At 42.0% G+C, this 20,264-nt stretch carries 21 protein-coding genes; 1 reads left to right on the top strand and 20 read right to left on the bottom strand.

The window, feature by feature from the left end:
- Positions 1-45 precede the first annotated feature (45 nt).
- From ABC395_RS27395 to ABC395_RS27335, 13 genes are all read right to left on the bottom strand, one after another.
- The gene (locus ABC395_RS27395) at positions 46-1,329 is read right to left on the bottom strand and encodes an S-layer homology domain-containing protein (protein ID WP_413007014.1); all 1,284 of its coding nucleotides are present in this window, start codon (positions 1,327-1,329) and stop codon (positions 46-48) included.
- A 63-nt stretch (positions 1,330-1,392) separates the two neighbouring features.
- Positions 1,393-1,623, bottom strand: coding sequence for a hypothetical protein (locus ABC395_RS27390; protein WP_413007013.1), 231 nt, complete (start codon positions 1,621-1,623; stop codon positions 1,393-1,395).
- A 347-nt stretch (positions 1,624-1,970) separates the two neighbouring features.
- On the bottom strand, positions 1,971-3,008 hold the full coding sequence (locus tag ABC395_RS27385) for a hypothetical protein (protein ID WP_413007012.1): 1,038 nt from the start codon (positions 3,006-3,008) through the stop codon (positions 1,971-1,973).
- Positions 2,995-3,549 (bottom strand): hypothetical protein, encoded by a 555-nt coding sequence (locus tag ABC395_RS27380; RefSeq protein ID WP_413007011.1) that lies wholly within the window; start codon positions 3,547-3,549, stop codon positions 2,995-2,997. The genes ABC395_RS27385 and ABC395_RS27380 overlap by 14 nt, the downstream gene beginning before the upstream one ends.
- Before the next feature lie 14 nt (positions 3,550-3,563).
- Positions 3,564-3,947: a hypothetical protein gene (locus tag ABC395_RS27375; RefSeq protein WP_413007010.1), complete on the bottom strand. Its 384-nt coding sequence runs from the start codon at positions 3,945-3,947 to the stop codon at positions 3,564-3,566.
- 64 nt (positions 3,948-4,011) lie between these two features.
- The gene (locus ABC395_RS27370) at positions 4,012-4,506 is read right to left on the bottom strand and encodes an ABC transporter permease (RefSeq protein ID WP_413007009.1); all 495 of its coding nucleotides are present in this window, start codon (positions 4,504-4,506) and stop codon (positions 4,012-4,014) included.
- Positions 4,507-4,622: 116 nt separating this feature from the next.
- Positions 4,623-6,692, bottom strand: coding sequence for a hypothetical protein (locus tag ABC395_RS27365; RefSeq protein ID WP_413007008.1), 2,070 nt, complete (start codon positions 6,690-6,692; stop codon positions 4,623-4,625).
- Positions 6,689-7,003 carry a hypothetical protein gene (locus tag ABC395_RS27360; protein WP_413007007.1) on the bottom strand — a complete coding sequence of 105 codons (315 nt, stop codon included), beginning with the start codon at positions 7,001-7,003 and terminating at the stop codon, positions 6,689-6,691. The genes ABC395_RS27365 and ABC395_RS27360 overlap by 4 nt, the downstream gene beginning before the upstream one ends.
- Complete coding sequence (locus tag ABC395_RS27355; protein ID WP_413007006.1) at positions 6,993-8,546, bottom strand: Flp pilus assembly protein CpaF; 1,554 nt, start codon at positions 8,544-8,546, stop codon at positions 6,993-6,995. The genes ABC395_RS27360 and ABC395_RS27355 overlap by 11 nt, the downstream gene beginning before the upstream one ends.
- Entirely contained in the window at positions 8,546-9,400 is an 855-nt protein-coding gene (locus ABC395_RS27350) for a P-loop NTPase family protein (protein ID WP_413007005.1), read from the bottom strand. Before ABC395_RS27350 ends, ABC395_RS27355 begins: the two co-directional genes overlap by 1 nt.
- A 1-nt stretch (position 9,401) precedes the next feature.
- Positions 9,402-10,106: a hypothetical protein gene (locus ABC395_RS27345; protein WP_413007004.1), complete on the bottom strand. Its 705-nt coding sequence runs from the start codon at positions 10,104-10,106 to the stop codon at positions 9,402-9,404.
- Between the two features lie 15 nt (positions 10,107-10,121).
- Positions 10,122-11,252 (bottom strand): SAF domain-containing protein, encoded by a 1,131-nt coding sequence (locus ABC395_RS27340; RefSeq protein WP_413007003.1) that lies wholly within the window; start codon positions 11,250-11,252, stop codon positions 10,122-10,124.
- A gap of 16 nt (positions 11,253-11,268) precedes the next feature.
- Positions 11,269-12,561, bottom strand: coding sequence for a P-loop NTPase family protein (locus ABC395_RS27335; protein WP_413007002.1), 1,293 nt, complete (start codon positions 12,559-12,561; stop codon positions 11,269-11,271).
- 209 nt (positions 12,562-12,770) lie between these two features.
- Here ABC395_RS27335 and ABC395_RS27330 point away from each other — a divergent pair, with 209 nt between their 5' ends.
- Entirely contained in the window at positions 12,771-13,253 is a 483-nt protein-coding gene (locus ABC395_RS27330) for a helix-turn-helix domain-containing protein (RefSeq protein ID WP_413007001.1), read from the top strand.
- 24 nt (positions 13,254-13,277) lie between these two features.
- Here ABC395_RS27330 and ABC395_RS27325 read toward each other — a convergent pair whose 3' ends face one another.
- The 7 genes from ABC395_RS27325 to ABC395_RS27295 are packed head-to-tail and all read right to left on the bottom strand — an operon-like array spanning position 13,278 to position 20,246.
- Entirely contained in the window at positions 13,278-14,234 is a 957-nt protein-coding gene (locus tag ABC395_RS27325) for a M23 family metallopeptidase (protein WP_413007000.1), read from the bottom strand.
- Positions 14,234-16,090 carry a VirB4 family type IV secretion system protein gene (locus ABC395_RS27320; protein WP_413006999.1) on the bottom strand — a complete coding sequence of 619 codons (1,857 nt, stop codon included), beginning with the start codon at positions 16,088-16,090 and terminating at the stop codon, positions 14,234-14,236. The genes ABC395_RS27325 and ABC395_RS27320 overlap by 1 nt, the downstream gene beginning before the upstream one ends.
- Positions 16,083-16,772 carry a TraC-like domain-containing protein gene (locus tag ABC395_RS27315; protein WP_413006998.1) on the bottom strand — a complete coding sequence of 230 codons (690 nt, stop codon included), beginning with the start codon at positions 16,770-16,772 and terminating at the stop codon, positions 16,083-16,085. The genes ABC395_RS27320 and ABC395_RS27315 overlap by 8 nt, the downstream gene beginning before the upstream one ends.
- Positions 16,772-17,080, bottom strand: a complete 309-nt coding sequence (locus ABC395_RS27310) for a PrgI family protein (protein WP_413006997.1) — start codon at positions 17,078-17,080, stop codon at positions 16,772-16,774. The genes ABC395_RS27315 and ABC395_RS27310 overlap by 1 nt, the downstream gene beginning before the upstream one ends.
- Positions 17,081-17,089: 9 nt before the next feature.
- Positions 17,090-17,974: a conjugal transfer protein TrbL family protein gene (locus tag ABC395_RS27305; protein ID WP_413006996.1), complete on the bottom strand. Its 885-nt coding sequence runs from the start codon at positions 17,972-17,974 to the stop codon at positions 17,090-17,092.
- Positions 17,975-17,977: 3 nt separating this feature from the next.
- Positions 17,978-18,322 carry a hypothetical protein gene (locus ABC395_RS27300; protein ID WP_413006995.1) on the bottom strand — a complete coding sequence of 115 codons (345 nt, stop codon included), beginning with the start codon at positions 18,320-18,322 and terminating at the stop codon, positions 17,978-17,980.
- Between the two features lie 19 nt (positions 18,323-18,341).
- Positions 18,342-20,246 carry a VirD4-like conjugal transfer protein, CD1115 family gene (locus ABC395_RS27295; RefSeq protein WP_413006994.1) on the bottom strand — a complete coding sequence of 635 codons (1,905 nt, stop codon included), beginning with the start codon at positions 20,244-20,246 and terminating at the stop codon, positions 18,342-18,344.
- Between the last annotated feature and the right edge of the window lie 18 nt (positions 20,247-20,264).

Below are 20,264 nucleotides of genomic sequence, written 5' to 3'. Positions count from 1 at the left end.
TCACCAGCGGTTTTCTCCCTTCTACGGATTTTCCCGGAATACAATCTATTGATTTATCTTCACATCTGTTGCCGATTGATAGACTGTGCTAGGTGCCTGTCCAAAATCTCCGAGTTTATAGAAGGTAATTGTGCTACCATTACCAACAAGATTACCTTTCGGGATGATATGACCATTAAGATAGTTGTACTCACCATTGCCTTTAATTGTTACTATTCCAGTTGTTGTCGTATATCCGAAAGAATCTTTAAGTACCAACGGGCTAGTTTTTGACAGCACTCCTGCTTGAGATGTAACATCTGGAGATTGGAGTGAATCATTATCAAGTGAAAGAGTACACGCACGAGCCTTCGTTATACCGTAAGGATTATTTTTAACAACTAATTTGTTAAATGATAAAATCACATAGGACTTCTGCGGAATGTTGTACGATTGATAATCTTTAAAATCGAACCATTTTGCATCCATGGGTAGGTACTTTCGATTGGGATCATTAGGATCTTCCATATCTATGACGACAAACTTTTCTGCCTCACAAACGAAATTTCCATCCCCACCCGTTGCCTTTAATTCGTCGGCTTTAATGTCCCCGAATTTTTGACCATAGCTGAAATACCGGGGTAACAACGTCAGCATATTGGTCTTATGCCAGGAAATTTCCCCATTGGAGATTGCGTATTTGTCTGTTGGTAGCGTGGTTCCGGATCTCACATTCAGGATCCGGCCAATAATGGTGACTGATTGTGCCCGTGTAGTAGAAAAGTTTTCTCCCAGGCTGCCGGCATCGTCCATTCCTGTTATAAGACCGGCCTTTGTCGCCAGGTACATCCATTTCTTATCGTCAGTGTTCTTATCTCCTGTAGCAGCGCGAACGGCTACACGAGCCATTTCTAGCCGTGTGATCGGGGTATTCCAATTTCCTGTTTTAAAGTCACTGTATTGATGAAATCCCGCTTTTACGGCCGCATTAACATACGGAACATACCAGTCATCGCCAGTTCCTCCGGTAACATCAACTTTCATGGCTGTATTCACCATTTTCAGAAATTCGGCGCGTGTCACGTTACCATCTGGCTTAAAAGATCCATCCGGATAGCCATCAACGAATCCTTTCTTGACAGCGTCTTCGATTGCCGTTTCAGCCCAGTGACCTTTTGTATCGGTAAATCCTCCGGCGATGCCAGTGCTGGCCGGCTTGATTATTGTATAAGCGTCCTGTGTGACTGCTGTATTCGCTGCTGCGTTTACATTGCTGATTGAATTAAAATTAGTGAATGTACCGCCTATAATTCCAGTGATAGTTAAAATCGCAAATAGACTCTTCTTCATCGTGATTCCTCCCTATGGTTTTTTAATAACTCTGTCTTGCAATCACTTCTTTTATTGATGACGTCAGGGAGACATTAACTCCTCTTCCTTATACTCTTCCTGGTCGTATTCAATGTATTTCTCCCCGATATATTTACCAATCTCCCTATCTTCTTCCCACACCAGTACAACAATATTTGCTAAAAAGTCCGGATCGTCTGCTTTCTTCAAGAATGCGAGCTCTTCTTGAGGTCCTGCATATAAAACAGTCGGGATAACACCATCTTGATAAAGCGTGACATACGTTCTGGTCATCCTAAAAACTCCTTCCATTTTCGGGTGATTTTTTTACCCTTATATCCGGCTTCGGCTGCTCGTCTAGCCCAGCGGCGATGAGCGCCTTCCTCGAAATTTCGAGTATACTCTTTGCAGCTTGTCTTCTTCTGCCTAGTTTTCAAAGAGTCTTACATCCGTTTGTCGGTGCCGTCGTGGCAACCAAATCATATCCGTTCTTGGAGTGCAATGGTTTGCCCGGTTTGCCGGGATGGCGTAGCCACCATTGCATGGATAGATCGGATATGATCCACTCCAATTCAGGTACCGAAATGACGGATGTATCTTTGAAAACTGCCCAGAAGAAGCTGCTTGTATAAAGCGAGAAATTAATGCGATTCATCGAAGCAAATACCAGTATGCTTTAAGGGCTTGAGCAGGCTCTTGGGAAATATCCTTTTGATGCAGACTGCCTTCTCACTGGTGAATTTTTCAACAACTTCATCCGGAAAATTGCAATCGGAGCGATAATAAATTTTGGTTCCGTTCCGGATAGCCCCGTAGATACTTGGCTTTTTCACCAACCGGCCGCCGCCGAGGGCGTAGTTATTGTAATAGTTGACTCCTAAAGGGAGCCCCTGGATAAATGCCATAATTCCGATATCATCAATTGTATTGTTCCATTCTTCCTGACTGATGGTTGGTAGCGTGAAGGTATATGTGCTACCAAATCGTTTTGCAAATTCGTTGTGATAGTTAATGTAGTATCCAAGATCATCTTGGATCGATCTGACGATTGTGCTTCTTCTGACTTCTTCGAAAGTCGCTGCGTTATTGAGAAGTTGGATCCTGCCGCCTACCATTGTGGCAACGTCTTCTCTTCTTCCCTCCCGCCAGGTTTGAGTGGCCTTATCAAAAGCAACCACATAGTCATCGAGTGTAAAGGACAAGTTGTTCCCAACATCATCGGAATATGTGTAAGGTTTCTTTGCTTTCCAAAGCTGCCTGTACTCTGTCTCCCCTTTGCTGTTTTTGAACTTTTCGTCGGTATAAATCCAAAACCCATCGTAATCAATTACGGCCAGCGCCGGCACATAGGTCTTAAGAACATTTTGAGCCATCGGATCATCACTGACCCCAAAGTTGATGAAAAGAGTTCGGTAGAAGGAATCAACGGCGTATTCTTTGTTGGCTCTAAAATTTTTGTTTGAATCGTATTTCGCTTCATGATCTTGGGCTTCATTAAGCTTTAATGAAAATGCTGCATCCTGGACGGCTGCATGTAGCCCCTGATCGTAACGCATGATGACCTCCTCGGAAATTTCTTGTTCTTTCACACGTAGGTTCGTGTGGAAGAAAAGCGGAAATACGATGATGACAAAAATCAACGAAAAAATGGAGAAAGTACCGATACTAATAATCTTCATTGAGCACCATCCCACCATATGGAACGTAGATGCGTGTAGGATCGCTCGTATTCCCATTATTAAGGAAGTCTCTAACTAAAGTGGCTTTCGTCATGTTTTTATTTTTTACCGTAACACTGAATGTGTCCCCGACCCGGAGAAGGTATCTTCTACTTGGATCATTAAGAGGCAGATTATTATCCGGAAATAGCTTTCCTAATATTTGCTCATTGAAAAATCCCTCGTAGTGGACGCCATATTCTCCTTTAAATGTATTGGGGTCTGCAGGGTCTGCGTAAACGGGCGTGTACTTTTTTTGGTCATGTTCAAGCTGAACATCAAACAAATTATCTGTCTTGCCTAATTCTTTTTGAAAATCGTTGTACATGGTTGGAGTTATATAACCTTTGGTTCTTACTGAATCGACAAAATTAGTCGTTGCTTTGTATGTAACATTGTAAGAAATCTGATCCATTTGCTCGTAACTATTGAGCATGGGATAAAAATATAGGAGTAAGAGAGATACGATTATAACAAACGTGAATGACAAATATTTTGCCATACAGATCCTCCCTTCTATTTGATTTGAAAGACAACTTTATGTAAACTGCCGTCTGCTCTTCGAAGGTGATCGACAGAATATTTACGATTTACTTGTATCATAGAAACATCCGTTTCATCGATATTCAAAGCTTTTGAGAAGAAAATACCATCAACCTCTATATCTGCATTTATATCTGTAATATGAAAGATAGATTGCAAAACGTCTTTTCCCGATACCTCGGGTTCACCTTCAACTTTTGGTTGCTGTGTAAGATCACGATCAATGCCATATATCATTAAATCTGCTCCGTCTGCAGCGAATTTACTAGTTTTTGAAAGTTCAATAGCTGCGTACAGTGCTGCTAAAAACAAGAGAAACACAGCTGAAAAAAAAAGTAATTTTGTAATATTGCTCATTTTTATGCCCCCCACACTAATACGGTTGCCTTCCCAGAGGGAAGGCAGATCCGTATGAAATCACCTATGGTAACTGAGTGAAAATAATGCCACGAATTGCGTTATTTTTATCTCGGATAATCTCGCCATGAAATTGTCCATTGGGATTAATATAATCTGTACTGGATTCCTTTGTGGCATTTTCAATTGAACCGGTCCCACCGGTCGTTATATTTCCATAGTTTGCACTTCCGGGTCCTCCAGCAGTAGAAACCGTATTTTTGTACCAGGAACCTGGTTGGCCACTGGCTGTATTTTTACCAGTTACGACTTGAATGCCAAAAGCTTCTTTGTTGTTAAACTTCCGGATGGAATTTAACACTTGGCTTCCCGTAATAGTGGTATTGTCGAAACCAAGGTATGATTGAGCAGAAAGTTCAGTTTGCATGGTTGAAAATTCAGTTTGTGCCGCGTTTACACTTTGTGCTCCTGTACCATACAACGTCACTGCCATCGTAATTATCCCAATCGTTAAAAATAAGCCTGCTGCCATTAATAAAGCTTTTGTACCGTTACTCATCTTTTAACCTTCTTCCTATTGGCTTTGTGTATTCTCTTCGGAAATAAAACTTTAATCTGGACATTCAAGAAATTATTGGCGGCTCTCTTTGAGAATACTTTCTTTTCATCGCAGCCTCACAAATTAGTGATTTGTCTCATAGAACCTGTCATTTGTACCATGCTCATATAAAGCATCGGGATTACCAGATAGACAAAAACTAAATATCCGAACGGTAAAAAAGCTGTTATTGTTCCCCAAGTTACTTTTTGATCAATGATCCGGTTAGTATGCTCCTTTTTGCGCTCTGCGTGGTACTGTATAGAATTTTCGAGATCATCAAAAGCTTGCTTTACAGGAATTTTTTCTGTGGCCAGCTTGAGTTTTTGCACAATTCTCACGAAAGATTCAAATGGAGCATCCACCATTAACTGATCGAGCGCAGCTGCTTGTCCTCCACTGTAGTTGTTAAGACAATTTTTTAGAGGCTCTTTAAAAATGATAGCCAGTCTTTCCATCCACTCTAATATGGTCTCCACGTCTATTCGTTCAAAGTTAGATAAAATTGAGATGATAGTGTGGAATTGGTCAACTTCATTTTGCATTTCCATATGTCTTAGTTTCTTTTGAAGCATGAGAAACCACACAGGGGCATTGTACGCGAGAAAACTAAAAGCGAGAGAAATTATTAATTCCCACCATTTGAAGTACTCATTTTGGATAATGGAGTATTTTCCATAAATTCGGTTCGCTGACATTATGACACCAGAGTCATTACCACTATTTCCTGTTATTTGGCTTATTCGCTGAATAATAAGCTCAGGAGTCACATTTTCTGTGCTTTTTAGATCCTCAATTACCATTCTGTCAAAGTCAGTTTTTTCTTGGGCTTTTACAATTTCATCCGGTGATAACCTTCCATATATTCCAGTTCCTCTAAGGGGATTATTCAAAATATCTTGTGTTGTCATAGAATGCATATAGACCCCCAGCGTGACAAGAAAGAGAAAACAAGCAACAGCTGAGGTTAATCTTTGAACAAATAGCCACTCAATCGTAAGTGGAGAATTTGCGTCTTTTAAAAGCATGGTCAACTTGAAGTTTGACCTTCTGTGGCGACCAGGTTTTAGCCTGTCCACTATAAAACGAACTGGTTTTATCCCATAGAGTTTCTTTTCCCACATGAATCTTTTTTGACGTCCAATGTAACGTGTGTGTTGATTCTCAAGCATTTTATTGAGAATTAAATAACATATGAGTACTAGACCAAGAAAAACAACTTCGGCGAGAAGTCCTATTTTGGAATCGTAGAAATCGCTCATTGTTGGGAAGTATTTTCTTGCCCAACCTTCCAATACATTTGTAAAAAGTACGGGAACGACAGCAATTGTAGTTAATCTTTTTAATAAGTAGGTGAGCCTATCACGCCAAAGGATATCATTGTTTATTTCTTTGACGAGTTCAGAGATCGCATTTAAATACATGGACCCGGTTTTCACCATCCGGTCACCGTATTCAGAGATAAGAAAAGCGATGCCTGCGAAAATTTTATAATAGCGGTTTGGCGCAACTTCGTAATATGACGTAAGCTGAATTTTTTGATCTTCGGATGAAAGAATTTCGTAGATACGTTTCCCATGAACTCCAACTTCACTGGGAGCAGTTTGAACAGATTCATAAAGGGCTTCTTCAACATTTTTAAGACGCTGAAAGTGGTGGCGGTTATCTTCGAACATGATAATAGATTTTTTAAGAATACGATCTTCAACACGGTGAACGAACGTATCTATCATCATTCCATTGAACACTACCGCACCCAAAAGAATCCAAAATGTCATAATGAAATCGCGGCTGATTAAAATCAAGCCAAGGACTAGAATTGAAATTAGAGCCAAGGTAATGAGCGTGATCTTCATTGTTTCACGGCGTATCGCGTATTCGTCATACGAGTGTAAAGCTTCTAATCGCTTACGAATTTTCTTTGTATAGCTACTTATAATGGGCAATCGCAAGAACTGCACGTATGATTTTTGTAAGAGAAGATTTACCCGGTGCTTATTGATTCTTTTCCCGAAATATTGACCATACAATTGAGAAGCCTTTTTATTTTTCCCTTTCTCGTTACGTAAAATCAATACAAAGGCGGCTCCGAAAAGAAGAAATGAGATAGAAAAAAGAACTCCAACTAGACCCCAGCTTATACTCACGATGTCACCGTCCAGTTTTCAGCCAACAATACCTTAAATGCTTCACGGTCCTCTGGAAGCATTTGTTTTAGCATTGCTTCTTTCATGTCCTCGGTAATTGGCTGTTTCGCAATATATTGGCCGTTCTCGCAAGCAATGATGACTCGCTCTTCAAAAATTTTAGGATTTGTAATTCTTCTAAAATATTCACGCGCTGCGTCTGAGAATTTTTCGGGATAAGGAGTTTCATCATCAACCGGGACACACTGGCTAATACGCTCTACATATCGAAAACCCTCATGGTCTTTTTCCAGATGAATATCAAAACCCAAGATTCGAACAACCTGCCTGACTGCAGACTGCATCATCGCTAAACATTCCGAACTTTCGAAGTGAGTTACTTAATGAATAAATAAGTTCTTTGAAATTTTTAGCGTGATGTGAAGCAAGGGTAAACATAAATGCTACTTGTGCATTCTGCACGAGCCAGGATGCCTGCTCATCGGTTGCCACCTCACCGACGACGTTAACCATACCATCGGTTTTTTTCAGCTGATCCATACCGCTCTGACCGCTGATATCGTTAGTCTGCCGAATCCCTAAGATATTTCGTTCTCTGTACAGCGACTTAAGATGAAGCTCGAATGACATTTCCTGTGTGCGTAACGTTAGCCATCCATAGATGTGTCCAGCCATAGCCATCATGAGCGTTGTTTTACCAGAACCTTGATCACCAGTCACGACCGTCACTTGGCCGCCTTTCATTAGATAAGGAATGAAAGATGTAGGCAGTCCTGAATTTTCAATTTTTCGATTTGACGTTTCAAACCAAGTTTCAAGGGTCGATAATTTTAGATTGAATTTACGGTTAAAAAATGCCCATGAATCAGCGTATGGTGGTCTCATAACCACAATCCGGGAACCATCCGCCATTTCGTTTACAATAAATCCGTTTGATTCAGTGAGTTGTCCGGGATTGTTGTATTTATAAATGTTTTGCACAACCCGTTTTAACTCTAGCGTGGATCCGAAGGAAAGAAACGAAAGGTGAATGGTCTTACCCTGAAACATAATCCATACGGAATTATTTTCATCGGTCCGAGACCGTTTCATACGATCCACAAAATTCACATGATCCTCAATGCTCTCCATCTTGACCGGCGGCGAAGATACCCCGCCCGACACTCCATCAATTTCCATATCTCGAATCTCATCAATAACGCCGAATCCTTTGTAATACTGATAAATCCGCTGCACGATGATTTGCAGCTTATCATCGAAGGACAACGAACCGCGGATTTCTTTTTTGTATATGGCATCGATTTCCTGAGCCGTTACTAGATAAGAATGGGTTTTTCCGCTTTCAATATTTTTTTTCATCCGATCCAGCTTGTATTTTTGAATCATTACGGAAAGCGCTTTGTAGCCATGCGCTTTTTTGTAAAGCTGCATCAAAATTTCAAACTTGTCCTGAGCCGACAATTGATCTGGATCTTCAAAAGGAATAGCCAGGTTAACAGTCGTTTCATCGATTCCGTAGTCTTTAATGAGGATATCGAAAAAGGTATCCTTCACATACGTTTTTTCATTAATATCGCCATTCGTGCATTCCTTCAAAGCCTGCTTGAGTGTATTGCGGTTGGCCACCTGCCGCTCAAAATCAGCTTCATCAAGAGCAAGGTCGTAAAGATCGCTGCTGGTGAGTTCGTTGAGTCTTTGTTTTAGAAAATCCGTCATCACCTGCAGCTGGTATTTTTCAATATCGATATTTTTTTGAGCTTCTTTCTTATTACCTTGTGGATCACGAAGACGATAAATTAGATAGCCGATCAGTAGCAGCAAGATAACGGCTACTACAAGAAAATTCCAAAGCATTAAGAAACGCCCCTCTCGATGTACTTCACTTGCGTATTTACACCGATTTCTTCTAGGATCGCCTTGGCCGCCTTTCGTACTTCTTGAAAAAAGAAATGATTAGGGTGCTTTTTACTCAGGTTCTTATTTTTGCGAAGCCATCCCATCAGATCTTTATCGTTCATGGCATCTTTGAAGTCTGAGCAATAAGGGATCGTGTAAATCGGTTGTTTGAAGTCCCAGGATCGCTTGTACAGCCTTTGAATATTGGAGGCCGTGTATTTGGAGTACGGGTCATATTGACCGATCAGAAGCACCACAGGTTTGTTATAAAGAGCTTCGGGCCAGTCTTCTTTTGAAAAGAATCGATCCAACAAAGTTCGGTTTTGACAAAGACTGACGACAACCAGATCTGATTCATTCAATAGAGCTGTCGTCAAAGGGTTCTTTGAACCACTATGCAAATCAACGATTACACTTTGGTAATAATTATTGGCGATATCAAAGATCGGCTTCACATGCTCACTTAAGCTCTCATACAAGCCCTCGTAAGGCTTCATCGTTCCCACAAGCAGATCAAGTCGGTTACGCTCTAGTGTGATCGATTTGTTTTTCACGCTTTCCGGCATTAATTTACTTGCTCGGGCCAATCTCGCGAGAGCATCTAAGCCAATATCACTAATGTCTCGCAGCCCGCCAAGCTGGAGCTCGTTGGATTTTGTAAATAAAGTTTCTAAGGTTGATCTTTCAAATTGCGTTTGTGTAACCAAGGTCCGAATGTCGTACTCCAGCCCGGTTAGAGCCGCGATAACGGCTGCATTTGACGTATTTCCCGGTTGTCCGTGAGCATTGCTCCAAAAAGCAATTTGCGCCATGTTATCTCCCCTTTTCTGCTACTTTAAGCGCGGCCTTTAAGATTTTTTGATCTAATCCGGATAGGACTTCGCAGGTGAGTAGCAGCTGTCGTTTATACTGTCCCGATAAACCACGCAGCTGCAGCCGGTTTTCATATTGGTTTTCTACACGGACAGCATAATCGACCTCATCAAATTGAAAGTCAATGGCCGGGTCATGCCATCGGATAGGCAGATGCTCTATAGTTGAATCGATGTAAGATTCATCAAACTTGCAATCTGCAAACGGGTAATAGATCCGTAAAAATGTCTTGTTTTCCTGCCGGCTTTGATCTTCTAAGAATTTTTCCATCAGCTTAACGTTTTGCAAAACGGAAAACCTCTCGAAAGAAGTAACCGCGACTTGCTGGTCAAGTTCGTCCCAGTGGTTAACGTTTTGTACGTCGTCTGAATCGATCAGAATAAAATCATATGAGGTAAGATTTTCATTTTTTTCATCAAAGTACATCTGCAGTTCATCTTGATTTGAAAAACCGAGAGCAACATCGAATCCATCAAACTCGGTAAGGCGATCCTCTTCATCGATTTGGGATATGGAATAGCCATATTTCTTTGATAAAGTTCCATCCACTAGCAAAACTTTTTGATCGGCGGTCGATAAAAGCTTGCTGATATATAGCAGCAAATCTGCTTTCTCACAGGCACCGATAAATAAAATTCGTTTCACTGCATTGCCTCCTCCTTACTGGTTGAGTGGTACACTTTTGTCAGGATCTGCCCCAAATACAGATCTTTGTTCTTCCTCCGTCTTAGCCGGAGGCGGTGTCGGCATCGGGGCCGTAATAACCGGCGGGGGCAGTTGTTTGCTTGATGTTTGCGGCCCGGTTAAAGGTCCACCACTAGATGTATCCTGTTTACCTGATTGTGTGGAATCCACGGGATAACCGCCCTTGACTGTTTCCTTTTGTGTAATGCTTCCGCTCGCTGCAGAATCAGATCCGCTTGTTGAAGGTGCAATGCTCGAACCTTGCATGCCCTGTTTAAATTTCCCTCTGGAGAGTTCGTCCATATCTTTCAGGTCACTCTCAAGTTTCTGTCGATTTCTTCGTTCCAGCTCTGCAGTTGCTTTAGAAACAATGTTAGGATCCGCTTTAATCAGATCCGTGACGCTTTGGTTGGTCGGATAAGTGACGGCTGCTTTGTCTTGCATGTAAGGATCGGAATACTTAATGGCTGTGATGGTGGCATCATTGATATAGGCGTCAACGATTCCACTGGATAAGGTAAGAATTTCTTTTTCATCGATTTCAAACCATATCGTTCCAGAAGCCGCGGCTAGATCCTTTATTTGTTTTTTTGCTAAAAGGACATAGTTGCCACCGGTTGGAAATGAAATACGGACGTCAACAAAATCATCTTTCTTGAGGTTACTTGGAAGTGTTACGACTCGTGTCTCTTGTTCCCTAAGATCGTTCGGTGTGACTCCATCTTCGAATAGCATTGGTTCAACTAAAGGTGTACCTTTCTTCAATGCTATTTTTGTTTTCTTACCAACGGCGATTTCTTTTCCCACCGTATTTTCAGGCACCGTTTCTTTGAGTACATCGATCGATTCAAGATTGCTGTCCAAAATTTCTTGACCCGCATTCAGATCTTCTTTCAGGACCCAGATTGTTTTTTTGGCTGCCTTTTGTTGATCGAGAAGTTTCTGTGCTTCCGCAAGTTTTTGCTCATAAGCGGCGTCTCTCTTTGCCTGTGCTTTCGCAATGTAAGAGAATCCCCAATATCCCCCGCCTAGTGCCAAGAGAAGCGTTACAAGCGCTCCTATAAGGCCCGCGTAAATCAGTTGTTTTTGTCGTAGCCTAATTCTCATTTACTGCTGTCTCCTCTCATTTTTGGGCCAATAGAATCATCAATAGAATGATCACGATTAATGCAGCAGCGATAACGCTATAAAGTAGCCACGTCGGTGTGTGAGACCTTCGTTGTCCGAGATAATCTTTCATGAGAGTATCGAATAAAACATCCGTCTCTTTTTTATTTTTGTATGGATCCGAGTGGGCCGGAACTGCAAATACTTTGCCTTCGGGCAACTCCTCCTTGATATCTTGAAGCACAATTTTATCTACAAAAGGTACACAGTAGATGTAATTGGTTTGATCAAGTCGGTCATTTGCTTTGGAGAATTCATACAAGCGTTTTTGCCGCCACTCACTGCCGTGGCCAACGACTATTTGAACATGAGCTCGTTTAAATTCTTCGAAGTATTCGGTTTCCTGGTAGTTCCCGAGATCAAGAAGGATGTAGTCGTACGCCTTAAATTCGGACAAATCGATTCTTAAGCCGGCCTTGTAATAATCGGCTCCCCTCATTTCAAACATTCTCTCACTGCTTGTAAAACCTTTCCGTCCCTCGTACGCATACTCAAGTGCGGCAAAATCTTTTTTATCTGATGCCTCAATGACGGCAACGCTGTACCCTTTACGGGTCAAATAATTTGCAAGCAGCAAAGTGGTGTGCGTTGTTCCAACGGCATGCTCCGCACCGATAAGCGCAACAAGAATGGAACCAATAATAGTTTCCATAAGGAGCAGTTTTTCTTTAGCCGGTTGGCTTTCCAGATGGAGTGTTTCAAAGTGCTCCAGAAGCTCGGGATCCGGCTCGCTTTGTATGTACTTAACAGAAGGCTCCTTCTTCTGTTTTTCCTTCTTTTCTTGACTTTTTTGTTTTCTTTCTGCGATTTCTCCTGTAACGACATCCCACCGCATTACATTTCCGTAGGCAGGTTTTATTCCGATTTGTTGCTTAATCAACGGAGCAATTGATGGACGAATGTAGTCCTCCTCTATTTCCGTATCCACTTCCGGAGCAATAACGTCGAGAACCTGCAGTCTGATCAGCGCGCTAATAGTTGAATCTCCAGGCATTCTACCTGGCGCAATCACGATAATTCGGGAGTCACGTAGGATTCGGAATTGCTGGATACCTTTGATAATGGATCCCTCATCCGTACATCCTAAATCAATGATCAGCGTCTGAACGTTTGCGTGTGCTGCAGCCTGGCACTGAGCTCTAAAACTATCCTGGGTGAATTCTCCCACTTCATGGAAGAATACGCTATTTCCATCTAATGCCTCCTTGATGTCTTCGCTGTATTCTCTGCTCGCAATATACCCGTACAAAGACAATCACCTCTTAAATTTGGGTTCCTAAATCATTGTTTTAGTGAAGAAAATAGCAATTCATCCTATATACATAATATCTGAATATAGATATTCTGTATATAATTTATTTTATATTCTTTATAAAGATAACCCTTACCACGTTTAAGTTTTTTCATGCTGTGTTATGATTGGCATAGGTAATATTACTTATAAGGATGGACGCTTTTATGGAAATTGGAATGAAAATTCAACTCCTTCGAGAAGACCGTGGTATGACCACTGTTGATCTAGCTGTACAAGCTGGTGTTGCACAATCGACGATCAGCGATTTGGAAAATGAAAAACGATCGCCATCACTTAATACCTTAGAGAAAATATGCGATGCTCTAAAAGTTTCAATCGTAGAGGTGTTACCGGTTGAACATCAGAATTTACCTAAGAATCTGATTACAAAGGATTTAAAACAGATATTAAGGCGACTTCATCTGATGAGTGAGAAGGACCGTGAATTTTGGATGGCCGCGAATGATATCCTTCAAAAAATGAATCACCAAGAGCAACAAGTTTTTATGAGAGCCTACGCTTCTGAAAAAAAAGTAGAGCGAGAACTTTTGGCCCTTTTGTTCACGAAATTGACCAACACCGAACGAAAGAATTTTCTGAGTTTATTTCAATCAATTCTGGAAAAACGACCTGATATGACTACATAATTTTTGGGGGTCAATGCCCCCTGCCTACTTATAAAATTGCATGGGATCTGTTTTCTTCCCACTCACATGAATTTCAAAGTGCAGATGCGCCCCTGTGGTTTTTCTCCCCGTATTACCGGACAACGCAATGACTTGCCCCTGCTTAACTTGGTCTCCAACTTGTGCAATGCGAGTATCAAGATGCAGATAACGAGTCGAGTATCCATTTTTGTGATCGATCTTAACAATATTTCCACCAGATTCGGAATAGAAGGACTGAGTGACTACGCCATCCATTGCTGCTCTTACCTGGGACCCTTTCGGAGCACGTATATCTATACCGCCATGGATTTCTCCAGGTATGCCGGTTACGGGATCAACACGGCCACCAAAGCCACTTGTAAGTTGATAATAGTCCGACGGCCAGATGAAGCTACCGATTGAAGGTTTAAAGTCTCCAGGTGGTACTTCATTTGGTGATTCTGCCCCGAGATTATCATCCTCATCAATATCGATTAGTAAGTAATTGCGTACCATTTCTTTCTGTTCCTCATTGAATCCGAGATTAATCATGACCTCATCCAACGATCGGCTATGATAAACCGTCTTGTAGCATGTGGACGTTGTTTCATTCCCATCTGCATCAGTTGTTGAACATGGATAGGAAACTTCCTCTTCCCAGATGAAGAGGCTTTTAAAATATTGGTGAGCCCTTTCTGCGCTGCTTTTAGTGAAATCTTGCTCAAGCAGCACAGCATCCAGGGCGACCATTTCTTTGTAGTTGATCAGCTGCCCCTCCGTTTCGGAGGCGATCTGCTCTGCCGCGGCTTTATAGTATTTGAATTGTTCAGGCTCGGCCGCAGGGATAAACAAAAAATAAAAGGGTAAGACGAGCATTACCGGCAGGACAAGAATAAGCATGAGACCTAGAAATGCCCACTTGATTGCTTTATCGGGATCTCTCAGTACTTGGATCCCGACTTTTATTGCCCAGGCTGGCATTAACGCCCACCTGCACTTCCGATAAAGATTTCATCTTCTTTATTGACCTTGATATTTACGGCCAGTCGCTTACTGCCTGCGATGAGAAGTCCTTGACCACGCTTGGCCTGGGATATGGTTTCGATCTCGACATCACTTAGTTGCAGCAGTTGGGTAAGTGCTTCGATGTCATTTTCACCCTGTCCCATAATGAATTTATAAGCAGGATTATCCAAAAGCGCTTGGCCAAAGCGCTTGATGCTTGAATCCATGAAGTCAATCATGTTATGAGTAATAACCCAGAGTCCTCCTTCTCTTTTCCGTATACGTTTTGACGCATTACGCATGAACATTAAGGCTTGAGGTGTTTCAGGATCGGCAAGAAGGTATGCTTCATCAACCGCAAGAATGATCTTCTCTTCCCAGTCTGCATCGATTTCACTCCACGCCCAGGATAGTATGTTAAAAAATTGGGCGCGTCTTACGGTGTCTTCTGCCTCAAGCAATTGCTGGATGTTCAAAACTACAATTTCATCGTCGGCTTTAAGCGTTGAAGGTCCATTCCATAAATCTTGATCCGCACCTTCTGCAGCAGCACGGAGCAACAATTCCAAGTCTTCCCAGTATGCTTTATATTTTTCTCCTTCTCCTCTACGCCTAACTGCTCCTAGTAAGTCAGACATGATTGGCCACTGGTCTACTTTTATTTGGGTAAGATCCGTATCCCATGTAATGCCTTTGTTTTCATAAGCATCTTCAAGAGCTATCTCCAGGCAGGCCATGTGCTTTTTACTAAAGCCACCATCATCCTTACCTTCCTTTAGATAGAGCTTAAAGAATGTACGGAGAAAATTAAAATGAAGCGCAAGGGGACCCCGCGTGATTTCTTCTTTTGTGTATAACCGATTCTTTTCTTCTTCATCATCATCATCAAGAGGAACCCTGAGCCTAACTTGTAAGGGATTAATCCTGCTCTTAGCGCCATTACCGGCATCGATAATAGTTCCGCCGCAGCCTTCTGCAAGTCCCGAATATTCATCTTCGGGATCAATTACAATAATCCGACATCCCCGTCCAAATTCTTCTTTAAGCCATTTTTTGATGGTAGTAGATTTCCCGACACCTGGCCGGCCGAGAATAGTTAAGTTAGAATTTGTTCGATCTCCTCCCCTCTTCCAAATATCGATAAGTACAATTCCTCCAGTAGTATCACGACCCAATAAGACGCCATCCATATCGTTTATGCCCGAGTAAACGAACGGGTACATAGCGGCTACGGACTCGGCCGGCATGTTTCGATAACCGAATTTAAAAATATTAGGGTCAAGCTTTCCCCAAGGACCGACAGAAATCAAACCCTCTTCTTGCCTGTGGATAGGAGCGCGACCTTTCATACCCATACCTGAAAGGCGTTGTTCTACATTTCGTACCCGAATATCGAGTACGTCGGGATCGCTTGCAGTAACCAAGATAACAACAACTGCGTTATATACCTTTTGTTGTTCCTCATCAATTTTTTTGATAAGTATTTCACAATCGTCGTACTGCTTTTTTGCACGTTTCCTTGTCACAGCGTTACCAGTTTCCATCTTTGATTCGGCTTCGCCCATAGCAATTTTAATTTCATTCAGCAAATGAAATGGGTCGGTAGGAACAGCATGTACTGTAACCGTAACGCCTGGCATTTTAGTAATTTTGGAAAGCCATCCTGCCTTGACTTCGGTGGGGTAAGCATTAATAACTAACACCCGTGAGTTAGCAGACCCGAGCATGATATTTTTAGGCTTAATATCAAGTCCGGATGGACTAATATAATCCAACAGACCGGACAACGCCGGACCCCCAGATATGTTTTTCTTTTTTACTGGTTCAGCCATGTGAAACCTCCGTTGCAAATACTGGTGGTAGATAAGGACCAGATCCTTGTGGAGCTCGTTCAAAAGCAGCTTGTAATGGGTTTAAAAATATGAACTCAAGCTCTCTTAGTTCCTGATCATCACATACATGTGAGATAAGTTCAGCTTCGGTAAGATTGTCTGCTATTTCATTAGCTTTATTATGAGCATTCAGCAGTTCAAGATTTTGTTTTTTAGTGTTGATGGGAGTAGCTAATAAAATATAAAACATCAGCTCGATGGCTTCACCGCTACTGGCTGTCCTTGCTGCTTCTCTTATTGAACTATCGAGGATCCGCCTGCGCATGTAATGGCTTTCCTGATTACGTTTATTCTCTTGGTTTGCAATGTACTCGTCCAAATCCACAGGTCGTTGTAATCCGGTCCAACTCCAGTCGCTTTCAAGACTATTTAGGACTTCGAATAGCATATGGACTTTTCTTCCCTGCTCTTTTTCTGAAAGTAGCGCCAGATTAATCGGCTCTATTTTCACAGCGGCAACAACCTGCATATCTCTTCTCCAGATAAAGCCATTGTTGATGTCGTAAAACGGAAGCCATTCTTGTACGGAAGGAACTTTCGTTTTTGACCCCGTTACTTGACTAACAGGAGTTTGTTGTTTGCTCGTGTCCTTTTTTTCCCTATCGAAAAATTTTTTCAGCATTATTTTTTCCTCCCCTCACCAAAAATGTAGAAATACCGACGGGGCTTCGACAAAAACTTCCTCTGGTCTTTAAAGGTTGAAATGACCGATTTACCAAGACGCGGATCTTCTTTGACAACAAAGAAAGCGACAGCTGTACATACCGCTGTCGGTATGATTTTGGCTGCTAGACTTGCAATGAAAAGACTTAAGAGAGAGGAAATACCAATACCCAAGAATGCACCAAACACGCAATATATGAGTTCCTTCATACCAAACCCCTCGAAAAATTCAAACCGACTGCCAACGTTTTTAGGAATTAAATACACGCAATTCGCCTACTTCCTCATCATCGTACGCATAACAAGCGATTGGCCAACACTTTGGGCAGCACCACCGCCAACACGAGCTATTCCAGTTGAATGAATCTTTTCTTTTAGAGTTGTGGGTGATTTGTAGGTCACCCATAAAGTAGCAATAAAAAGAAACAGATTAATGATGGATGGAGCAGTAACCCATTCGCCCTTTAGTTGAACCTTTATTGGTGTCAAGCAGTAGAAACTAAGACGTAATAGTGCTATTTGCAGAGTTCCAGCAAACATAATGACTAAAGTGTCCTTTACCCATGATTGCCAACCCTGGCTGTCCTTGCTCGTAAGTCCGAGGGCAGATATAGATCCCGTCCATGCAGCAGAGGCTATTTCACCAGCACGTATAAAATTTTGAATGACTACTATTGCCATCATGAAGACGGCATATAATATTGCAGCCGCGATAAAAATAAGCGCTGAGCCGGCTTGGGTCATTAAATTAGTAAATGCTACAAATGTGCTTTCATTTGCTTCATAACCGGTTCCCGGTAGATTGGCAATTTCTGATGCCATCGTTAAACTAAAACTGTACATGAACTTTAATAGCCAGGGCATAACAGCAATAACACTTGCTGATCTTACGGCTCCAATCACTAAATTCAAAGGATCAGAAGTGGGTTCTCCCATTTGACGCAAAATGTAGATCATATATGCCTCATACGCAATTTTCAAAGCAAGCCATGATAAAGCTACTATCTGTGTGTAGATAATACCGGTCTGAACGACCGGCATATCCAACACAACATTCCCTAGAGCTCCAATGTAAGCAAAGATAGTGAGTACAAATTTAATTGACTCTTCCGCCAGAAACTCCAGAAAACCTGAGACCAAATTTATAAATGTTTTTATCATGAGTTAGGTATAGTAGCTTGTAATCAGAGTGACTAGAGTCGATGCAGTTTCCCCAATGATGGCAGCTACAATGATCCGTTTCGTGGCTTTGTTTGCTTCCATAACCGCTTGGCCATCGCCATCAGCGACTTTCTTTTTCCATTGTTGGTAAGCAATCATGCAACCAGCTGTTACGGGAATAATTACAGCTGTCAACCAAGTGAACACATCTTTAACTAATTGTTGTGTCCCTGTAGCATATTTTGATGTACCAAACCCATCAGCAAACGCCATCTGGCAAATGAAGAATGTACTAAGTACGAGCAATAAAGGCACAATTCGTTTTGTTTTCTTAAAAAAAATAAGCATAAATGCTTCCCTCCAGAATTTAATCAATATCGTCCAAATCTGTTTCCCGGTAACCGGTGTATGTTTCCTCATCATCAAGATCAGCCGGACTTGGGAGCTCTTCATCCTCATCAGATCCGTTCATATCTGGTATAAAGATGGGAACTTTCTTGATGGTCCGGTCATCGTTATCCTCCCGCCAATTAAAGAGTTCATCACAGGGCCACTTCGTTACGTCCGGACAGGTTAGTTTTGCAGGGTATTCCCTAAGCCGAATAAGAAGAGACATTTCTTTGGGCCAACGCATAATTTCATCTGGTGTCCGAAGTGCCCTTCCCATAAGGGTAGTGGATCGTCCCGTTGTACTTTGGCTCTTACCACTGCTTGAAGAAGAAATATTGTCAGTTTCAACTGTATATTGGCCGGTCAAAAAGCTGAGTTTTTTTGCCGTTCCTTCATCCCCCGTCAGAATATAGATCGTGGTGTGACAGTTACCCAAAATTGTGTCCAAACTATCTGCACCATAAGTCTTTTTAATCTGACCAATTCCCTGTACAACGAGATTCCAAAGGATTCCCCTACCACCCGAAACTGTAAGCTTCGTGATAAAATCTTTAAATTGCGGCATATTCCCGAATTCATCGAGGAGCATATGAACACGGATCGGCAATCTATTTCTGTTTTTTCGCGAGAGCTTAACTAGAGCTTGATATGTTTGGTCTACATACAGAGCAGCCAACGGATGCCTTGTCGTATTCTCGTCGGGAATGATGAGAAATACGGCTGTTTTCTTCTGCCCGACATCCTCAAGCCGATGATCTTGAGAGCTGGTTAAATAAGCGACTCCCGGATCAGCGAACAATCTGAGCATGACAGAAACGGTGCCGAAAAAACTTCCACGCATTTTTTCAGGGGATAGTCTGGCTGTCGCATATGCGTCCCGTGCAGGGTGGTCTTTCGGTAGATGTTTAAAGTACTCATTCAATGGAACGAATTCCATTAAAGATCCTGCAACTTTAACTTTCTGCACTTCACCGAGCTCAGCGAGAGTTTTATACACAGAGGTCATGTGTTTTTGGTCATCCCACTGTGCTTCAGTAGCGATAGCAAAAATTAGAGCTGCAATCACAGATTCAGAGCCATCAACCCAAATAGAATCGCCCTTGGAGTCTTTTTGATGGGCAAGTAAGTGAGCAGTGTTCCAAGCGGCTTCTGCTGCAGCAGATTGATTGCCTTCTCGCAAAGCTTCCAGAACATTCTCCAGTACATTCCATCGATTACCACGGCCGGGCTCATAGAAGTCGAGGACTACAACTTCATAACCTTTTCGCTTTAGCTGATCCGATGTTCGATCATAGAGCTCACCTTTCGGATCAGTAAGGATCATGCTCTCCCCGGCTTCTGAGAGGGCATATATGGTTGGATAAACGACGGTTCGCGTCTTACCTGAACGTGTTGTTCCGATAATGAGTTTGTGGGTATCTTCGGTATCCAACCAAGCTTTTTTTTGTTCAGGATCCATACCCAAAACGGTTCCACCCTTTGTTAGCTGCTTACCAAGTTTCCATACTGTGGAACATCGGTCAGTCTCCTCTTCCGTTTGCCATCGACTTGTACCATGCTGTCCACTACCTGCAGCTTCCGGTCCCTCAACGCCGTCCATTACACGGTTTTTCCGAGTAATCCTGTTGTCCCAAAAAACAAGGAGACATAGAACAAGCACCAGTCCTTGAAGAGTAATAAAGAATTGGAGCGACTTGATATCAACAAAGAGGTTGGTAAAGGCATTCCATGGATTCAAATCTTGGATCCACATGGAAGGTCCCTGCATTTTATTTTCCATGATGAAAAAAGGCAGTTTAATTAATGAGGGTAAGATCAGGATATCTAAAATTAAAATGATGGCAATCGTTATCCATCTGAATAGCTTCCCTCTATTTTTCATAAAGCACCTCCAATTGTA

The organism is Paenibacillus canaveralius, assembly GCF_047238265.1.
Lineage (GTDB): Bacteria > Bacillota > Bacilli > Paenibacillales > NBRC-103111 > Paenibacillus_F.
Note: the sequence above shows the minus strand (reverse complement) of the source record. Positions and strands in the feature narration are given on the sequence as shown.